General features: G+C 67.6%; 16 protein-coding genes and 1 pseudogene. 6 read left to right on the top strand and 11 right to left on the bottom strand.

The features are described from left to right. The 3 genes and pseudogenes from VN520_RS21810 to VN520_RS21800 all read left to right on the top strand — a co-directional run. Positions 1-104: pseudogene (locus tag VN520_RS21810) on the top strand (IS5/IS1182 family transposase); the annotation flags it as partial. Between the two features lie 358 nt (positions 105-462). Beyond that, a complete protein-coding gene (locus tag VN520_RS21805) occupies positions 463-1,173 on the top strand; it encodes a tRNA-dependent cyclodipeptide synthase (protein WP_325748621.1) in 711 nt (236 codons plus the stop codon). A gap of 248 nt (positions 1,174-1,421) precedes the next feature. After that, positions 1,422-1,811, top strand: coding sequence for a hypothetical protein (locus VN520_RS21800; RefSeq protein ID WP_325748620.1), 390 nt, complete (start codon positions 1,422-1,424; stop codon positions 1,809-1,811). Positions 1,812-2,141: 330 nt separating this feature from the next. Here the strand turns inward: VN520_RS21800 and VN520_RS21795 are convergent, their stop codons facing one another. The 8 genes from VN520_RS21795 to VN520_RS21760 all read right to left on the bottom strand — a co-directional run bounded on the left by VN520_RS21795 (position 2,142) and on the right by VN520_RS21760 (position 10,236). Next, on the bottom strand, positions 2,142-3,002 hold the full coding sequence (locus VN520_RS21795) for an IS5 family transposase (RefSeq protein WP_325748619.1): 861 nt from the start codon (positions 3,000-3,002) through the stop codon (positions 2,142-2,144). 74 nt (positions 3,003-3,076) lie between these two features. Continuing rightward, positions 3,077-3,496, bottom strand: coding sequence for a RacP protein (locus VN520_RS21790; protein WP_325748618.1), 420 nt, complete (start codon positions 3,494-3,496; stop codon positions 3,077-3,079). A gap of 2 nt (positions 3,497-3,498) precedes the next feature. Beyond that, positions 3,499-4,494 carry a DUF6192 family protein gene (locus VN520_RS21785; protein ID WP_325748617.1) on the bottom strand — a complete coding sequence of 332 codons (996 nt, stop codon included), beginning with the start codon at positions 4,492-4,494 and terminating at the stop codon, positions 3,499-3,501. 912 nt (positions 4,495-5,406) lie between these two features. Further along, on the bottom strand, positions 5,407-5,874 hold the full coding sequence (locus VN520_RS21780; RefSeq protein ID WP_325748616.1) for a hypothetical protein: 468 nt from the start codon (positions 5,872-5,874) through the stop codon (positions 5,407-5,409). Between the two features lie 329 nt (positions 5,875-6,203). Continuing rightward, positions 6,204-7,256 carry a hypothetical protein gene (locus tag VN520_RS21775; RefSeq protein ID WP_325748615.1) on the bottom strand — a complete coding sequence of 351 codons (1,053 nt, stop codon included), beginning with the start codon at positions 7,254-7,256 and terminating at the stop codon, positions 6,204-6,206. A gap of 40 nt (positions 7,257-7,296) precedes the next feature. Beyond that, positions 7,297-7,482 (bottom strand): hypothetical protein, encoded by a 186-nt coding sequence (locus tag VN520_RS21770; protein ID WP_325748614.1) that lies wholly within the window; start codon positions 7,480-7,482, stop codon positions 7,297-7,299. Positions 7,483-7,595: 113 nt separating this feature from the next. Further along, complete coding sequence (locus VN520_RS21765; RefSeq protein WP_325748613.1) at positions 7,596-9,452, bottom strand: RICIN domain-containing protein; 1,857 nt, start codon at positions 9,450-9,452, stop codon at positions 7,596-7,598. Positions 9,453-9,519: 67 nt separating this feature from the next. Continuing rightward, positions 9,520-10,236, bottom strand: coding sequence for a hypothetical protein (locus VN520_RS21760; protein ID WP_325748612.1), 717 nt, complete (start codon positions 10,234-10,236; stop codon positions 9,520-9,522). Between the two features lie 407 nt (positions 10,237-10,643). Between VN520_RS21760 and VN520_RS21755 the strand changes: the two genes are divergently transcribed. Further along, a complete protein-coding gene (locus VN520_RS21755) occupies positions 10,644-11,744 on the top strand; it encodes a hypothetical protein (protein ID WP_325748611.1) in 1,101 nt (366 codons plus the stop codon). A gap of 40 nt (positions 11,745-11,784) precedes the next feature. Next, a complete protein-coding gene (locus VN520_RS21750; protein WP_325748610.1) occupies positions 11,785-12,339 on the top strand; it encodes a hypothetical protein in 555 nt (184 codons plus the stop codon). Between the two features lie 50 nt (positions 12,340-12,389). Here VN520_RS21750 and VN520_RS21745 read toward each other — a convergent pair whose 3' ends face one another. The 3 genes from VN520_RS21745 to VN520_RS21735 form a co-directional block, all read right to left on the bottom strand. Then, the gene (locus tag VN520_RS21745) at positions 12,390-13,895 is read right to left on the bottom strand and encodes an RICIN domain-containing protein (protein WP_325748609.1); all 1,506 of its coding nucleotides are present in this window, start codon (positions 13,893-13,895) and stop codon (positions 12,390-12,392) included. A gap of 209 nt (positions 13,896-14,104) precedes the next feature. Next, a complete protein-coding gene (locus VN520_RS21740; RefSeq protein ID WP_325748608.1) occupies positions 14,105-14,407 on the bottom strand; it encodes a hypothetical protein in 303 nt (100 codons plus the stop codon). A 95-nt stretch (positions 14,408-14,502) separates the two neighbouring features. Continuing rightward, on the bottom strand, positions 14,503-15,042 hold the full coding sequence (locus VN520_RS21735) for a replication-relaxation family protein (protein WP_325748622.1): 540 nt from the start codon (positions 15,040-15,042) through the stop codon (positions 14,503-14,505). Positions 15,043-15,895: 853 nt separating this feature from the next. On the opposite strand from VN520_RS21735, the gene VN520_RS21730 reads away from it, so the two are divergent. Next, positions 15,896-16,333: a hypothetical protein gene (locus VN520_RS21730; protein ID WP_325748607.1), complete on the top strand. Its 438-nt coding sequence runs from the start codon at positions 15,896-15,898 to the stop codon at positions 16,331-16,333. Positions 16,334-16,556: the final 223 nt, after the last annotated feature.

The raw sequence follows: 16,556 nt of genomic DNA, 5'->3' as shown, positions 1-16,556 counted from the left end.
CCCTCACAACCAGCTCCGAAGCCATGATCCACATCGCCTCGATCGACAACCTTGCCAAGCGCATAACGGACGAGACCACACCCACCTGGCGAGGGACTTACTAGGAGATAAAGGGCAATCTGCCTAGATCAAACGCCCTCTTAGAACCTGTTTCCGATCCCGGGAGAGGCACCGCCGGCACGCCGTTGATAGGCGGCACCGGGGCGCCTCGGTGCCGCAAGGCGGAGGTTTGATTCCCGCCCGGCTCCCGAAGTCAGGAGGGGGTCGTCGCCCTCCGAGGGTTACACCGCCGCCTACGGCACCACGCGCCTGCTTTGTGACGGCGGCAAGCCCCGTACAGCCATCTGCAACGGTCCGGCCCCCTCACCACGGCAGGCATGCACCTGCCGCGCGCGGAAAGCCACGTAGCGTCTTACGGTGTGCTGTAAGTGATCACGCTGGTCGGACGGGACGAGAGAGACTGTGCGGCACGAGCTGGTGGACATCGAACCCTGCACCGACAACTGCGCCCGAATCCTGGAAGCAGGCGAGCACATCGCCCTCATGGTCAGCCCCGGCAACCCCTACTTCTCCGTTTCCCGCCTCACGATCCTGTTCCAGTGGGCCGCCCAGGAAATCAAGCACGCCGACATCGTGGTGTCCGACCTGCAGATGACAACGGCCACCTACCTCGTCCGGGGACTGCCAGAAAACGAAGCCCGCAAGAAGGCCCGGGCCGATGTCCGGCAGATGGCCTCGCGTATCCGACGCGCCAGACAAGCAGCAGGGGACCCTGACCTGCGAGTGAGCGAGTTCGAAGACTGGACCGGCAACCCGGAATACCGCCGGGCACACGCCTACGTCCAGCAGGCCGTGCAGGACCCCGCCTACCGTGCGCTCTACCGGCAGGGCACCCGGGACGCCGCCAAAGCCAGGATGCCCGCCAACTGGGAGCCCACGGAACAGCAGATCACCGCCGGGCTGATCCACACCGAGAAAGCGCTGCCCTTCGCCATCAACGCCGTCGGGATCCTCGGCGCATCACAAGCAGTCACCGCCTACAGCAAACCGGCAGCACAATTTACCTATTTCTTCACCGCCGACTCCGCATTCCACGCCTTCTCCGGCCAGGGTTACGTCGGCGTGCGTGCCCGCGAACAGGAGGCGGACAGCCCTTCCGGCAGGAAACAGTGACGGCCTCGGGGTGCTTCCATGACGGACTAAAAACGTTCATGGAAGTGCGAGTGTGCGGGGAATCTGGTGATGTCTAGGGGGCGGCAAGATTGGGTGTTTAGCTGCACTTTGGCGAAGGGTTTGAGGAATAGGCCGATGATGATATATATGATCATCGGACACGGTTTCCCTCTTTTGGGTAATTTACAATGATTGCGGATGGGATTTAGTGTAGAAATGTCTTACCCCCCACTAATGAAGGAGAAAGCATGCGTAAGGCACTTGCTTTCGCAGCAGCGACCGGTGCTGTCGTCGCCGCTCTCGCAGCGCCGGCTTCCGCAGCAGGAACGCCTGCGGCCGATACCCCTGAATGCCGGGCGGGCAAGGTCGTCATCGGCTACGAAGGGCACCCCCAGAGCACCAAGGACTGGTACGGCCTGTACAACGCGAAGCCGAACAACACCAACTGGCGGGACGGTCTGGTCAACTACACCTCCGGCAACGACCAGTCCGGCGAGTGGCAGTGGGCGAACAAGGGCGACAAGTACTACACCACTGCCGATAGCGGAAACAACCTGCGCACGGTCTACTGGACCTGGAACGGCAGCGCGTACGAGTGGGTCAGCGACACCGAGTCCATCCAGCTGTACTGCAGGTAAGTCCTGAGGAGGGCTCCGGCTTCACCGACTGGTGAGCACCTGCGCAATGGTATATAGCGCATACCATTGCCTGGCCCGCCGCGAGCGAACCGTATCGCGGGATGCGCGCCACCTAAGGGCCCCAGGGAATTTATTCCTGGGCCCCTTAGCGTGGAGTCGGTTTACCGAAGAGGAACATATCGGTGGGCCGGGGCGAGGTAGCGCCGTCTACTTTTGCTGTTTCATGACGGCCCGCCGGTTACCTGGCGGGCCGTTCGGCCATTTCTGCTGTTACGTACTTGAGAACCTTGGTGAGTGTCGGTGGCGGCGGACTTCCTGCTTGCCGCTTCCTCAGCATGCGTCATGCTGCCTGGGACAAGGCTCCGGGTGGGGATTCGGATGTCGAGCACGTTTGCTTGTGAGACGCCTGGTCATGAGGGTGATGGCTGCCCAGGTGATCAACGTTTCGGAGTGCTGAACGAGACGCTCGTAGTCGCGTGCGTGGCGGCGGGCGTGCATCATCCAGGCCCATGTTCGCTCGACGACCCAGCGGCGGGGCAGCACGATGAATCCGGAGGCGTCCTTGGGGCGGCTCACGGTCTTGATCGTGAGGCTGAGGTACTTCTTTGCCCAGGTCACGAGCTTTCCGGCATAGGCGGAGTCGGCCCAGACGATGGTGATCTCGGGATGCATCAGGCGGAGACGGAGGAGAAGCTCCTTGGCGGCGTCGCGGTCGGTGAGCGAGGCCGGTGTGACCATGACCAGCAGGGGCAGGCCGCGGGTGTCGACCACCATGTGCCGTTTGCGGCCGTTGATTTTCTTGCCCGCGTCGTAGCCGCGTGAGTCCCTGCCGACGGTTTCGGCGGCTCTGACGCTCTGGGAGTCGATCACGGTCGCGACCGCCCGGGGGCCTTTGTCCATCTCGCGGCGGATCCGCCCGGAGAGGTGGTCGCGGATCTGTCCGATCACGCCGGCGGCGGCCCAGCGGGCCATGAAGCCCCAGACTGTGCGCCAGGGCGGGAAGTCGGCAGGCATGGCCCGCCATTTGCAGCCGGTGTCCACGACATAGCGGATCGCGTCGACGATCTCGCGGCGAGGGTGCTTCTCCGGCCGGCCCCCAGCCCGGGTCTCGCAGGCCGGCTTGGGCAACAGCGGTTCTATCAGGGCCCATTCGGCGTGGGTGGTGTCGGAGGGATAGCGGCGCTGGCGCATCGTGGCGGCCTTCCCTCCATGCGTTGGTGAGCGGCCCGCCCGGCCTCCGGCCCGGGCGGGACCGCTCGTGATGGTCAGGACGAGATGACGAGATCGAGGGTGGATTCGATGGAGTTGAGCTGGGCGATGATGTGCTTGACCCACTTGTCGCCCGGGTGGGCGGCGGCGTGGGGGGCGACCGTGCCGGTGAGGAATCGGCGGAACTCGGTGAGCTTTCCGGTGAGCACGGCCCGCTCGTATGCCTGGAGGGCGGCTGGTTCGGCGCCGAGCTGGTAGCCGTCGGCTCTCGTCCAGATCAGCGGCGGCCAGCCGTTCTCCGCGATGATGTCGCGCAGGCAGGCCAGACCGGCCCTGACCTGGCTGGGAGAAAGTCCGGAAGCGCGGGTCAGCTGGTGGAACAACAACCCGGCGGGGCGGGCCTCGAACAGCACGAACCGCAGGGTGTCCGCATGCCGCTTGGCGGCGTCGCCCCGACGCCGTGAGGCGCGGGGCATGCCTACTCGCCCTTCAGCAGACGGGCCAGCTCGCCGTCCATGTCGACCTTGCCCGTGTCGACCGCGGTCTCGATCCAGTCCAGCGTCGCCCGTACCTTCGCGACATTCTCGTGCACGATGGTGCGCTGGTCCTCATCCAGCGTGCGGTCACGCAGGCCCGGGACCGCCCGGCCGGCGGCGGCCACGAACGAGTGACAGGCGGTGACCAGGTCCAGGAACTCCACCGTCCGGTCGATGTGGCGGACCGCCGGTGCGACCGGACTGGTGTCCTCGAAGTGTTCGCGGGCTTGCCGACCGCGCTCGGCCTGGGCATGGTTGACCTGGTGGCGGGCGGTGTCGTCGCTCATCGCCTTGAACGCGACATCGGGACGACGCAGCAGACCGGTGGTCACCTCGGTGGCGACGTGCTCGTCGCGGGTCAATTCCTCCACCGCCCGGACCTTGTTCTCCGGGGAGACTTTGGCCGCGACCTGCGGACGCTTGAGGAAGTCGGTGGTCACCGCCGCGGCGACTTCCTCGTCCCGGGCCAGGGAGTGGATGGCGGTGATCTTCTCCTGCGGCGTCTCGGGGGTCTCGACCCGCCACCCGACCCGGCGCTTGGCGTCGTCCGTATTCCAGCGGGCTTTGTCAACGGGCGGCGTCTTGATCGCCTCGAACCGCTCGTCCTCGTCCTCGATCTGCCCCAGCACGCGGTGAACCGTGAACGAAACTCCCGCCTGGCGACGCTCCTTCGGCCAGCGTGACGCCGTCCACCTGGCGTTCTTCACCGTGCTGAACGTCAGCCCGATGTCCTCGGCCAGACGCACCAGCGAGTTCTGCACCGACCACTGCGCATCCGCGGCGCCGCCCTGCGATCGCAGCGGTTCGACTTCCAGGGCGCGGTCCCCGATCGTGAACTGTCCCTGCGTCTGCTGTTCGACCACTTCTCGCAGCTCGGCCACGATCTGCTCGTAGCGGGACTGGCTTACATTTCCGACGTTGTCGATCTCCTCGGGCATGGCGTTTCACCATCCATGCGGGCCGCCGCACGGAACTGAGCGCCCGTGACGTGAACACGCCCCACTCATCACCGAGAGTCGGACTGAAAATCGTAAGATCACAATGAACGACCACAAGTGATTGCAAAATGACCGGAGTTGGACTCAGGATGCGTTCGCGATGCGGTCACTGTGACCGTTCGCCGAACGTTTCCTTCGTGCGCCGCCAGGCCCTCACCTTGCACCGGCCCGAACAGAACAGGGCCGTCGACCTCCGGTCGACGCCGGCCACCCACCGGGCCCCGCACTCGGGGCACTCGGCTTCGCCGTCCCCGCTTTGCACCGCCGCCAGGCGCTTGCCCAACTGCCGGTCCGTACGCCACTGCCTGGCACGACACGCTGAGGAACAGAACAAAGCGTCAGGCCGGGCACCCGGCCTCAGCCGTTCGCCACAAGCCCGACAGTTCCTCTCCCCGGCCCGCCCGGTGCCCTCGGACACCACGCCAGCGTAGAACCCGAGGTTACTCAAATCCGGGGATCAGAAACAGGTACTCACCCGCACGGGTGTGAACATTCACCGCAGGAACGATTCGCGGACGCACCTGATCAGGATCGATACGCATGGCGATGCAGCGTGCTCCGTGCCCCAGACCAGGCGTAGGAAAATTCCGGCTGGTCGGGAGGCCAGCCGGGGCAGCAAGAAGGGTGTGGGCACGGAGGGTGGTCGCCTCTCGGCGGAGGGCTCCATGGGGCTTCAATCGAGCGATCTTCCCCATGGGCTATAGGTGAGGCCCGGGGACACTGTCCCCTCCGTACCCCACATACAGATGAACGCTCAGCTATCGCACCGGCCGCTGCACCGAACTCCGGCCCGAGGCAGCCGGATTCGGAGTTGAGGGCGGGCTCGGACTGTGGGGCAGTCCCGCTGGGTGGTCAGCCGCTGATAATGGTGAATTCGATGGACATCTCGCCTAGGACTACACGGTCCTTGCCGGTGCGGTTGCGGCCGTCTGTGGTTTTCCTGCCGCCGGTCTTCACTCCACTCACTGTGACTTTGTGGGTGCCTGGGGCCAAGTCGTGGAAGACACGCTCGGCCGTGAGCGGGTAGGGCACATCCTTGCTGACCACGGTGATGTCCTCGGAGCCGACCGCCGCGCCGTCGGGACCGGTCAGGACGAGCTTGATGTCCATCTTCGGCACGAAATCGGGGTTCAGCTTGTTGTTCTCCCCGAACCACGCGACGGAATCCCAGAGGTAGGGGATCACCTTGTAGGTGACGGTTACCTTCTGCGGTTCGTCGTCCTGGACCTCGGTGGTGAGGACGGCCCCGACCTTGGCGTAGTTGCCGTTGTCCCCCTTGAATTCCTTCTCGCCACTGGCCGGATTGCGGACGATCGTCATGCGCTGACCCTTTCTGGTTGTTTCCGGTGCTGAACACTCGGTGTGGATGCTTGCCCAGTCGTTACAGAAGGCGTTCACCCGGCAAACGCCGGCCGGGGCCTCCCCGGGAAGGGGCGCCCTGTCGAGCGGTGACCTCGACCTACCGTCGATACCGGGGCCATGCTCATGGGCTGGTCTGTGGTGGTGTCTTCGGGTCCTCGCCGCAGACCGGGCCCGCGCGGTACGCGTCGCGCAGGACACGCCATGACCGCCGCCTGCACCACCGACGGCGAGCACCCGCAGCACGCATTGACCCCCTGGCCCTGCACGGCCGGAGAAGGGCCAAGGCGTCAGGGGGAGATGGCGTATCCCGCGGCCGGCTGGCCGAACATCTGGGCGATGTGCCAGAGGGCGTGGTCGGAGCCGTGGAAGAACACGTCCAGGCGTCCGTGGCCGTCGGCTTCGACGACGGGCTCGCCGCCGATGTCCCGCGCGATCTGCTCGTAGGCGCTCCAAGCGGTGCCGTTGACGACCGTCTGCTCGGTGACCCACAGGTGACCGCTGCCCCAGTGGAAGACGGCCAACCGGGCGTCTGCGGCGCGGGCGACGGCCGGGTTCCCGGTCAGCGTGCCACCGAGGCTGGCCGGTGTAGCCCAGGCGTTGTAGTCGTCGCTCTGCGGGAGGTCCCATAGGGCGTTGTCGGTGCCCCGGAAGAACACCTCCAGGCGCCCGTCGGCGTTGGTGGCGACAACGGGGTCGCCGCCGATGTTCTGCACGATGCTCCGGGGGCTTTCCCAGTCGTTGTTGTCGGCGTCGCGCTGACGGACGACCCACAGGTGGCCGTCGGCGCCGCGGAAGAACACCTGCAGACGGCCGCGGGCGTCTGTCGCCACCGCCGGGTCACCGGACAGGGCGCCGCCCAGACTGGCGGGGCCGGTCCAGTTGCCGTAGCCGGACTTGGTGGTCTCCCACACATGCCACAGGGCGTTGTCGGTGCCCCGGAAGAAAGCCTCTGGGCGCCCGTCGGCGTTCAGCCCGGGGACCGGGTCGCCTCCGATGTTGTTGGCCAGCACCTTCCCCGGGCCGTAGGTGCCGTTGATGACCGTCTGCCAGGGATGCTCGAGGTTGCCCTGCCCGTTCTTGAAGAACACCCCGATGCGCCGTGCGGCCGTGTGCAGGGCGGAGGGATCACCGGACAGGGCGTGGGCGCCCAGGTTCTCCCACTCGGACCAGCCGCCCCAGGTCTGCTGATGGCAGGAGGAGAGCGCGTTGTCCGTGCGGCCGCGGGCGAACACCTCCAGGCGGCCGTCCGAAGACGGTGCCACCGCCGGATTGCCCGTCAGCTGCCCGCCGAGCGAGGCCACCGGGCCCCAGGACATCCCCGGCGTCGAAGGAATCGTCATTGTCTCTCCTCTGGTTGGCCCCCAGCACACCCACCGGGGGTTATGGCCACGCGTAATAGGGGGCGGGCAGGTCGGTAGCGGTCTCGGCGCCGGCGCTGGGTTCCTGGTGGTTGATGTCGTGCTGGGCGAGCTCGTGGCCGCCCTCGTCCAGCACGGCAACGAAGGCGAATCGGGCGGTCGGCCGCCTGCGCTGCCCCCGCCGTAGAGCAATACTGCGGTTGTTCAATGCGCGGCCTCGCAGACGAAGGCGCCCCAGCGCGGCACGTCGGATCGGGGTGACAGACTCCGGCACGCCAATGGGCCGATCGGGTGCTGCGGCTGCGAGCGGCCCTTCGAGGGTTATCGGGTCCTGAAGTGGCGGAAGAGGTTGCGGGCCACGCATACGCCCGGGCCGCCGAAGCCGACGATGTCGACGCGCCCGTCTCCGGTGATGTCGGCGAGGAAGCGGGGGTGGTCCTCGACCCGCCAGGCGCCGGCGTCGTCGTTGTAGCCGAAGCCGCGGCACACCAGCTGTGCCTGCTCGAACCGGCCGTCACGGCTGCGTGAGACCCAGACCCCTTCGTCGCCGAAGCCGACAATGTCCGGGTTGCCGTCGCCGATGACGTCGGCGAGGAACCTCAGATGCTTCTTACTCGTCCACCCTTGGGCGGATCCGAAGTCGTTCAGGACGAGCTCGGCGGGCTCGAACGTGCCGTCCTTGCGCCCTCGTGCGACGACGACGCCCTGCGGGCCGAACCCCACAATGTCCACTGCCGCGCCGCCGGTGGTGCTGACCAGGAACCGGGGGTGCTCCTCGACCGAGGTCCACCCCTGGTCGGTCCCGAAGTCGTCCAGGACGTACAGGGGCTCGGCGAACGTGCCGTCCTCGTCTTGGAGTGATACCCAGACGCCGTCGTCGTGGAAGCCGACGACGTCGAGCCTGCTGCTACCGGTGGTGTCGGCGAGGAAGCGAGGATGCTCATCCGCCAGCCAGCCGCCCGCGTCCTCGCCGTAGCCGAACGAGGAAAGAGCCGGTTCGCCGGCAAGGGGTGCGAACTTCCCATCCTCGTCCTGGAGCGAGATCCAAAGGCCATCGTCGTGAAAGCCGACGACGTCGAGCCTGCTGCTACCGGTGGTGTCGGCGAGGAAGCGAGGATGCTTATCCGCCAGCCACCCTCCCGTCTGCTGGCCGTGTCCGAAGGCCTTGAGGGCCGGCTCGCCGGTCGCGGGCGCGAACGTCCCGTCCTCACCCTGCGGGGACACTCGGACCCCATCGGCGCAGAGCACGACGGCGTCGGGCTTGCCGTCGCCCGTCGTGTCCGCGAGGGTCCACAGATCCTTGGGGCTCGCAGAGGGCGCGGGCGGGTGCAGGAGGTGTTCGTCGTCCTCGAAGGTGCCGTCGCCTCGGCTGGAGGCCCTCACAGCGCCCACCGCGGGTTTGAGCCCCACGATGTCCGCACGTCCCGCTCCGGTGGTGTCGGCGAGGAACCGGTCACCAAGTCCGACCCACCAGCCCGGTTGTCCGCCGCGTGAGCGATCGGCGCCGATGCTCTTCCACTCGCCGGCGCCCTGATCGCTCCCGAACTGCTTGAGGACCAGCAGCATGTCGCTGAAGGAGGGCGTCGCCGCGGGTGTCGGCCGCAGCGCGGTCGAGCGGGTCAGCCGCCAGGAGCGGCGACCGTTCCAGTGGCTCAGGGGTGCGTAGCGCAGCACGGGGTCGCTGGTGCGTTCGGGCTCGGCCGGGACGAGGCGCCAGCGCTGGCTCTCCGCGCTCTCGTCGTACTCGCCCAGGACGACCCGGGTTTCTTCTTCACCCGGGTCCTTGCCCAGGTCGGCGAGGTCGAGAACGGCGCCGTCGGTGACGCCCTCGATGATGTAGAGGCCCGCTTCCCCCTCGACGGGGACAACGCGCCACTGCTGGCCTTTCTTGCCGGCAGAGGCATCGAACTGGCGAACACCGCGGTCCGCGGCGGCGGGGTTGTCGAGCACCTTGCCGCCGGCCGCGTCGCAGATCACATACACCTGATCGTCCTGCGCTTGCCCGCCTTGCGCGGCCTGGACAGGGGTGAGCTGCCACTGCTGAGGGCTCGGGCCGCCGTCGGGGAAGTCGCGGACGACGAGCGCCCCGTCCGCGCCCGGCGCGGCCTTGGCGCCGAGGGTCTTCCCCGTGGCGGCGTTGACGATCTGAAGCTTCAGTTCTTTGGTGGGCACGGGCATCGTGGTGCCTCTTCCAGGCGGTGCGGGCGTCGGCTCGGAACGGGTGCGGTGCGGCGGTGGTGGCGGGTCACGTGAAGACGTGGTGGTAGGGGACGTCCCACTCGTTGGGCAGCCGCGGGTAGAAGGTGTTGATCACCGTGCCCGTGAAGTCCCCGCCCCAGTTGTAGGTCAGACGTACCTCGCTGTCGGCTGCCACCGTGTGGTCCTTGAACCCGAGGATGGCGTCGGGATGGGTGATCGGCACGAACGTGATCCCTCCCCACGGCGTCACCGTGACCACCCAGAGCTGGGTGTCCTCGGGCGCCCCGTTCTTCCCGCGCCACTTGTCGCCGACCTTGTCGGGCAGGCCGACCTGGAGGATGTCGGCCGGACTCTTGGGCGCATCCTGGTGGACGGTGATGCGCCGACGCTGCGGCTTGGGCGTGCCGTCGTCGCCGCGCCCGGTGCCGGTGGTGCCCGCGGTGGTGGGTTTGGGTGTCACCTGGCCGGCGGCGCTCTCGATGAAGTACAGCGGCCGCTGCCCGAAGAAGCCGGCGGGGGTGATGTGCCAGAGGTGGCCCTGGGCCTCCTTGACCGGGTCGAGCGCGGTGGACAGTTTGACGCCCTTGTCGTGGCTGTCCTCCTTCAGCTCTGTCGGCCGCAGGAAGCCGCCGTTGAAGGCGTGGACGAGCATGACGGGGCGGTTCTCGACCAGGGCTGCCACGATCGCGTTGTCGTAGCTGTTCACCGCTACCGGGCCACCGACCACGAGATTCGACATCGCCGTGCGTTCTTGGGTGTACATCGCGGAAACCTCACCTGATTCTTGACGTGGAGAACAATGCGCCGGAGATTTAAAACAGTGGTCTGTCACGCGGCATTTCCGCAGACCCAGACATCTTCGACCGAAACAACTCCGAGAACGAATGGACGACCGAATCAAATACCACCGCCTGCGGCGACCCGCAGCCACAAACCCGCAGGCAGAACCCGCAGAAAGCCATTGCTCAAGTGATCGACAGCACCTCAACCTACCTACATCTCAGCCAACTTGGGACCTGTCGGCGAGCCTATTCACTCGATTGAGCGTGATTCCCCAAGGTACCTTCCCGGGAAATTGGGACCGTGCTAGCTTCGATTTCTTGTTAACGCGCACAGAACCCGTTTTAATTTTACCGAGCGGGGTTCTGCCAGATCGGCCGAGGACGGGGAATGCCTTCCACTGCGTACAACCTGGAACGGTTCAAGCGCCATCCGCTGACGAAGAAGAACCTGCGGGAACTCGACATCGAGAACACCTGGCAGTCGATCCTGAACCATCCCAACCTGGTCCATACCGACCCCTCCGGCGTGCAGCACAGGCCCGTCGGGTTCTCGATCAACAAGCTGGGGTTCGGTGATTTCCCCGGCTGTGCGTTCGACCGGGGCTGGCTCGGCTACATGAACCTCGGGGAGCCGCTGATCGAGGAGCGGTGCGACATCACCCAGCCGGCGCCCGACACGTTCTCCTCGCGCTCTTACGTCAACCGCAGCCAGACGCAGGAGATGACCTTCACCGACTCGGTCGACTTCACCGTGTCGAACGGGGTGACGTGGTCGCTCCACGGGGATGCCAAGCTCACCTTCGGCGGCAGCGTCGGCGCGCAGCTGCAGCTGCAGCTGCAGAACCAGCTCAAGATGGACCTCCAGGCGCAGCTCGGGACGCAGCTGCGCAACGACATGGCGAACAAGAACGCCAACACTGTGACGAACAAGAACAGCAAGGACAGCGTGGGGGTGGACAACGCCAACGCCACCGAGACGGCCACGACGAACTCGGCGGGGAACTCCGCGTCGAACTCGGTGACGAACTCGGTGGCGTTCACGACCCAGGGCAGCGCCACCGGCAGCGCCTCGCTCAACGCGCAGCTGGCGCTGGGTATCGCGGCCAGCGTCGGCGGGTCCCTGACCACGAGCTGGACCTCGAAGTCGCAGATCTCCGGCAAGGTCCCGGCAAGCTCCCGTGTGGAGACCATCGCCACCCAGCGGCGCAGCCACAAGCACTACACCTATGAGATCCCGGTGACCTTCTCCGGCTTTCTCGCGGTGAAGTACGCCGTGCCTGTGCCGGTCCTGGCTCCCCCGCAGTCCGCGAGCTCCCCCGGCGTCGCCCAGGTGGTCGCTTGCGACATCAGCAACATCGACCTTGCGGGCGGTGCCGGCTTCCGCATGAAAGGGCTGGCGGAGGTGGTCTCCGCCCTGGACGTCCACCACACGATGTTCGACGAGGAGAGCCTGACCTTCAGCCAGCGAGCGCTGTACAAGGGGCCTTGACCGGACGGTTCCGCCGCCACGACGACCAGAGGTGATGACCATGGTGTTCGACAACATCTTCGGTCCCGCGCAGAGCAGCGTGGGACTCTTCTCGGTGCAGACCGACAAAACCGATTCGCAGCCGGGTGTGGATGACTTCGAGGAGGTCGAGCAGAGCGCATACGACGACAAGAGCACCAGCCTGTTCAGCAACGCGATCCACGGAGCTTCCTCCCGGGCGAAGGTCGTACAGGAGCAGTCACCCGAAGCCCGGGCTGTCCTGGGCTTCCTCGGCTCCTTCATCCACACCACCCAGCAGTCGGCCCGTACGCAGCAGGACCAGGGCGACCAGAACCTCAGCTCGGTATCCACGGCGGCAGCTGCCGGCATGGACAAGTCGAGTTCCACGGTGACGAGCCGCGACGACCTGAAGAAGAACGGGGACCTGGAGGACAAGCCGAAGAAGGACCACTACGCCAAGCCCCCCAAGGCCCCGGAAACCCCCCAGGCCCCCCAGGCCCCCTCGGCGCCCGCGGCGACCGCCGAGGTCCCCAAAACCCTGGGGGAAACCAAGACGGCCAAAGCCACTCCCGAGGACCCGCCCAGTCCCCGATAGGGTCCGGCATCCGAGGGGGCCGGGGCGCGAGCGCCCCGCCCCCTCGCGTGTCACACCGGGAGCAGTTGCCACTGCCTCTCCCGGGCGTCGCCCTCCGCCCCCTGCTGCTTGATCACCGTGCGGGCGTTGGTGTCGACCCGCAGGAGCAAACCACTCTTGCCGTTCGCGATCTCGAACACCCGCGGGGTGTCACTCGGCGCACCCACCGGGATCAGCCGCCACTGCTGGTGGCGTGCCTCAGCACCCTCGTAGGCGCGCTGCGCGAGAACCGCCCCGGCCGCCTCCTGTCCCCCGGTGACCTCCAGGACCTTGCCGCTGCGGATGTTCTCGATCCGGTACAGGACCTCGCCGTCGTCCTGGCCCACCACCACCAGCCGCCACCGCTGATGATCCCTGGGGACGGTGAGGGTCTGCTGGACCTCGGCCCCGTCCTTCATAGATTCACGCACGACCGCCATCCGCAGCCTGCTGCGCACGTTGGCCCAGGACACCACCGTGCCCGAATCAGGCAACCCGGCCATCCTCGCCGAGGCCACCTTGTGGACCCGGTGCTTGGCGTAGTCGGTGATGTAAAGGTTGTCCACGCTGTCCAGAGCGAGCCCGTGCGGGGAGCTCAGCTCGGCCGGAGCATCCGGGCCGGCGACCGTGTTGATCTTCTTATCGGCCGTGATCTTCCGGACCCGGTGATTGCCGTGGTCGGCGATGTAGAGGTCGTCGGCGCTGTCCACCGCCACCACCAGCGGACCGTTCAACGGGGCGGAAATCGCATCCACGTTGTCACCGCCGAAGGTCGCGGCGCCCGTGCCGGCGACCGTGCTGATCTTCCCATCAGCCTTCGTGACCTTCCGGACCCGGTGATTGCCGTAGTCAGCGATGTAGATGTTGCCGCCGCTGTCCAACGTCACTGCGGTGGGATTCTTCAATTGGGCGGTGACGGCGATGGTGCCATCAGGGGCCAAGCCCGGGGCGACTGTGCCAGCGACCGTGCTGATCTTCCCATCAGCCTTCGTGACCTTCCGGACCCGGTGATTGCCGTAGTCGGCGATGTAGAGGTCGCCTGCGCTGTCCACCGCCACCCCGAGCGGGGTATTCAGATGGGCGGCGGTGGCGAGACCGCCGTCACCACCGAAAGTCGCGGCGCCCGTGCCGGCGACCGTGCTGATCTTCCCGTCGGCCATCGTGACCTTCCGGATCCGGTGGTTGACGGAGTCGGCGATGTAGAGGTCGCCTGCGCTGTCCACTGCCAGTCCGCGCGGAGTGTTCAGCTGGGCCGAGACGGCGCGGCCATCCCCGTCGCCGCGTCCCGGCGCCCCCATACCGGCGACTGTGCTGATCTTCCCGTCCGTCGTAACCTTCCGGACCCGATGGCCGTGGAGTTCGGAGATGTAGAGGGTGCCGGCTCTGTCCACCACGACCCCGGACGGGGCGTTCAACTGGGCCGAGACAGCACGCTCATCTCCCCCTTTGGGCGCCCCCGCAGCCCCGGTTCCCGCCACCGTGCTGATCGCAGGGGCGGAGTTCTCGCCACCTGCAGCTCCCGATTGAGCAGTGCTCATCGTCATCCCTTCACCGTTCACCGACCGACGGCGCGTCACACGACGAAGCAACCCTGCCGCCGAAAGCGCGCTGCCCCCATGCTGGAGGCCGACATTCCCCCACCAGGCTCTACGGCAGGCAAACCCATCCATCAAGTGATCCAGAAGCACTACCCACCAGAGCGGTGAGCCCGTGCCCCGGCGTGCGCACCGGAGTGCAGCAGCGGGCGTCAGGGTGTGTCGCCGGAGTAGTGGAAGCGGCACACCACACCAGGGCCGCCCGGCGGGCGCGGCTCGCCGGGGCGCGGGTCGTACAGCGCCCGGCCGCCGGGCCACCGCCCCAGCTCGGTCATCAGGGCGACGCCGTCCTCTATCTCCTCCGGCCGCCAGCCGGTGATGTCGAGCAGCAGGCCGTCCAGCGGTCCGCCGACCAGGGCGGCGTACGTCTGGTGCGGGAGCAGTCCGGGGTTGGGGTGGTCGTGGTCGTGGCCGTAGACCCGGCCGCGCAGCAGCTGCTCGTCACCGTCGTTCATCCGACCAGCTTCTCAGCCGTCACCGACAGTCCGGGGCGCGATGGCCGGCGGGCCCGGACGGGGTGGATAGCCGGACCGGGCCGGGCCCGCCGTGCTCACCGTGCCTTCGGCAGCGCGGCCAGGGTTCGGCGTTCCTCGCCGTGGCCCTTGCCGACGACCCGCCACACCGCGTTGCCCGCGCCGGTCTTCGTCAGCAGGGGCAGGGTCGTGGTCGCCACGGTGAGCTTGTAGTTCACGCTCCCGATGTTGCGGGCCCGCTCGTGGAAGGTGGCCTCCCTGGTGTCCGGGGCCGCGCGGCGCGGGGCCGGGGCGAAGACGAACAGCACCAGCGGGAACGGACGGTCCAGGTGCGGCCCGGCGTAGGTTTCCTGCCAGTGGGAGCGAGAGGCGCGGGCGGCGTTCCCGCGCCCGGTCGCGGGCGCGTTGCGGTAGGCGTCGTAGCGCTCCAGCTTGGCGATGAGGCGGGCGTAGGACATGGTGCGGTCGATCTCCACGAACGCGCTCGCCCCGTCGGCCAGGAGCACCACGCCGTCGGGCACCAGGTTCCCGGCCGGGGTGGGGTGGGCGCCTTCCACCCGCCAGTCGGCGTGATCGGCCACCTCCGCCTGGTGGAAGGCGATGACGGTGTCGACCAGGGCGAGGCCGTGCTCACGCAGGCCCGTCTTGCTGGCCGCGATCCGCTTGCCGGTGGTGCGGCCGGGCGTCGGTGCGACTCACCGGAGGCGGCGGCTTCGGCGAAGCCCGCCGGGGTGCAGTACCAGTAGCTCTGCTGGGCGCGGTGGGTCCGGCCGACCAGGGCCGGGGATTCGGCGAGCAGGTTGCGCAGCGCCCGCCGTACGTGGTCGGTGCCCTGCTGACGCGGCAGGAGCAGTGCCTTGAGCTGGCGGGGTGTGGCCAGACGCAACTGGGCGAGGGTGAGCAGGACCTCGCCGCGGATGTCCGCGCCGGCCTTCGCAACTGCGGCCTTGCGGGGCCGGGACGCTTCTCCAGGTACATCAGTACTTGTAGAAGAGGAGTTGCAACCGGCCGGGGTAGGCGAATTAGGGGTCTGATCAGCAACAACCGTCAGACGGCGGCTGGAAGCTGCGGGGCTGGGAGCGGGGCTTGTCGCAGGGCTCGGAGCGGGGCTTGCCGTCGCAGCGGTGTCCGCCGGGGTCGGTGGGGTGTGCGGGCCGGGTGCGGTGGTCATCTCGTCCTCGGGTTTCTCCGGCCGTACGCGGCCGGGTCGGCAGTCGTCCGGCCCACGTGGATCTGCACACGGGCCGGAGCCACCGTGTGAAGCCACCCCTTGACCGCGGTCTGACGGCCACCGACAACAAGCGCATGATTCCTCCTTGATCGACCCTTCCAGTCCACGTTTGTCCGTGACCGGAGTCACGTCCGCACCGCGTCCCGGAGCGCGGACTCTGTCCACAAGGCCTGGGCCCGCACCGTAGGGATCGGCCGGGCGCGCCAGGCATCCGGCCAGCGAACAGCAAGGAGCCCGCCATGGAGACGACGTCGCCCAAGGTGCCCCAGCTCGCCCCGGAACAGATCCGGCGGGCCTGCGACTACGTGGAGCTGGTCTGGCGGGAGCAGGGCACCGAGGAGGAGAAGGCCGCGCTGGCGGAGTTCCACGCCGACGGCCCCGAACTGGCGCGGCTGATCGGTGAGTTCGGTGCGCTGCTGCTGGCCGACTACCTCACCGCCGTGCCCGACGAGCACGCCGACTGCGAGTCCGCGTACGTCGCCGGGCAGCTGGTGACGGTGGCGAGCCGGTACCTCAAGCGGTGGTGCCTCGCGAGCGGGGCCGGGGCGCACACCGCCTGGATCGCGGCCGGGTTCCTGATCGAATGCATGCAGGAGGTCGACCAGGTGGGCCAGTTCCTCGACGACATCCGCGGCAACGTCGGCGCGGGATTCCCGAGCGGCTACGGCCTGAACTGAGCCGAAAGCCGGGCGGCGCCCGGGGACGGAGATTTCTCCTCCCCCGGGCGCTGCCCCTTTTGGTGCGGGATGTCGCAGGTAGCGGAGGTGGACAAGGGGGGCGCCGCGAACGGTGCGGGGAGGGCGCTCTCCCTCACCCGGCGCACCGCACCTCCGCGTAGCCGCACCTCCGCGACGGCGGTGGTGCGGTGCGGCACGCGCCCCAGTCGCACCGCCGCACCGC

The organism is Streptomyces sp. (assembly GCF_035563135.1).
Taxonomy (GTDB): domain Bacteria; phylum Actinomycetota; class Actinomycetes; order Streptomycetales; family Streptomycetaceae; genus Streptomyces.
Note: the sequence above shows the minus strand (reverse complement) of the source record. Positions and strands in the feature narration are given on the sequence as shown.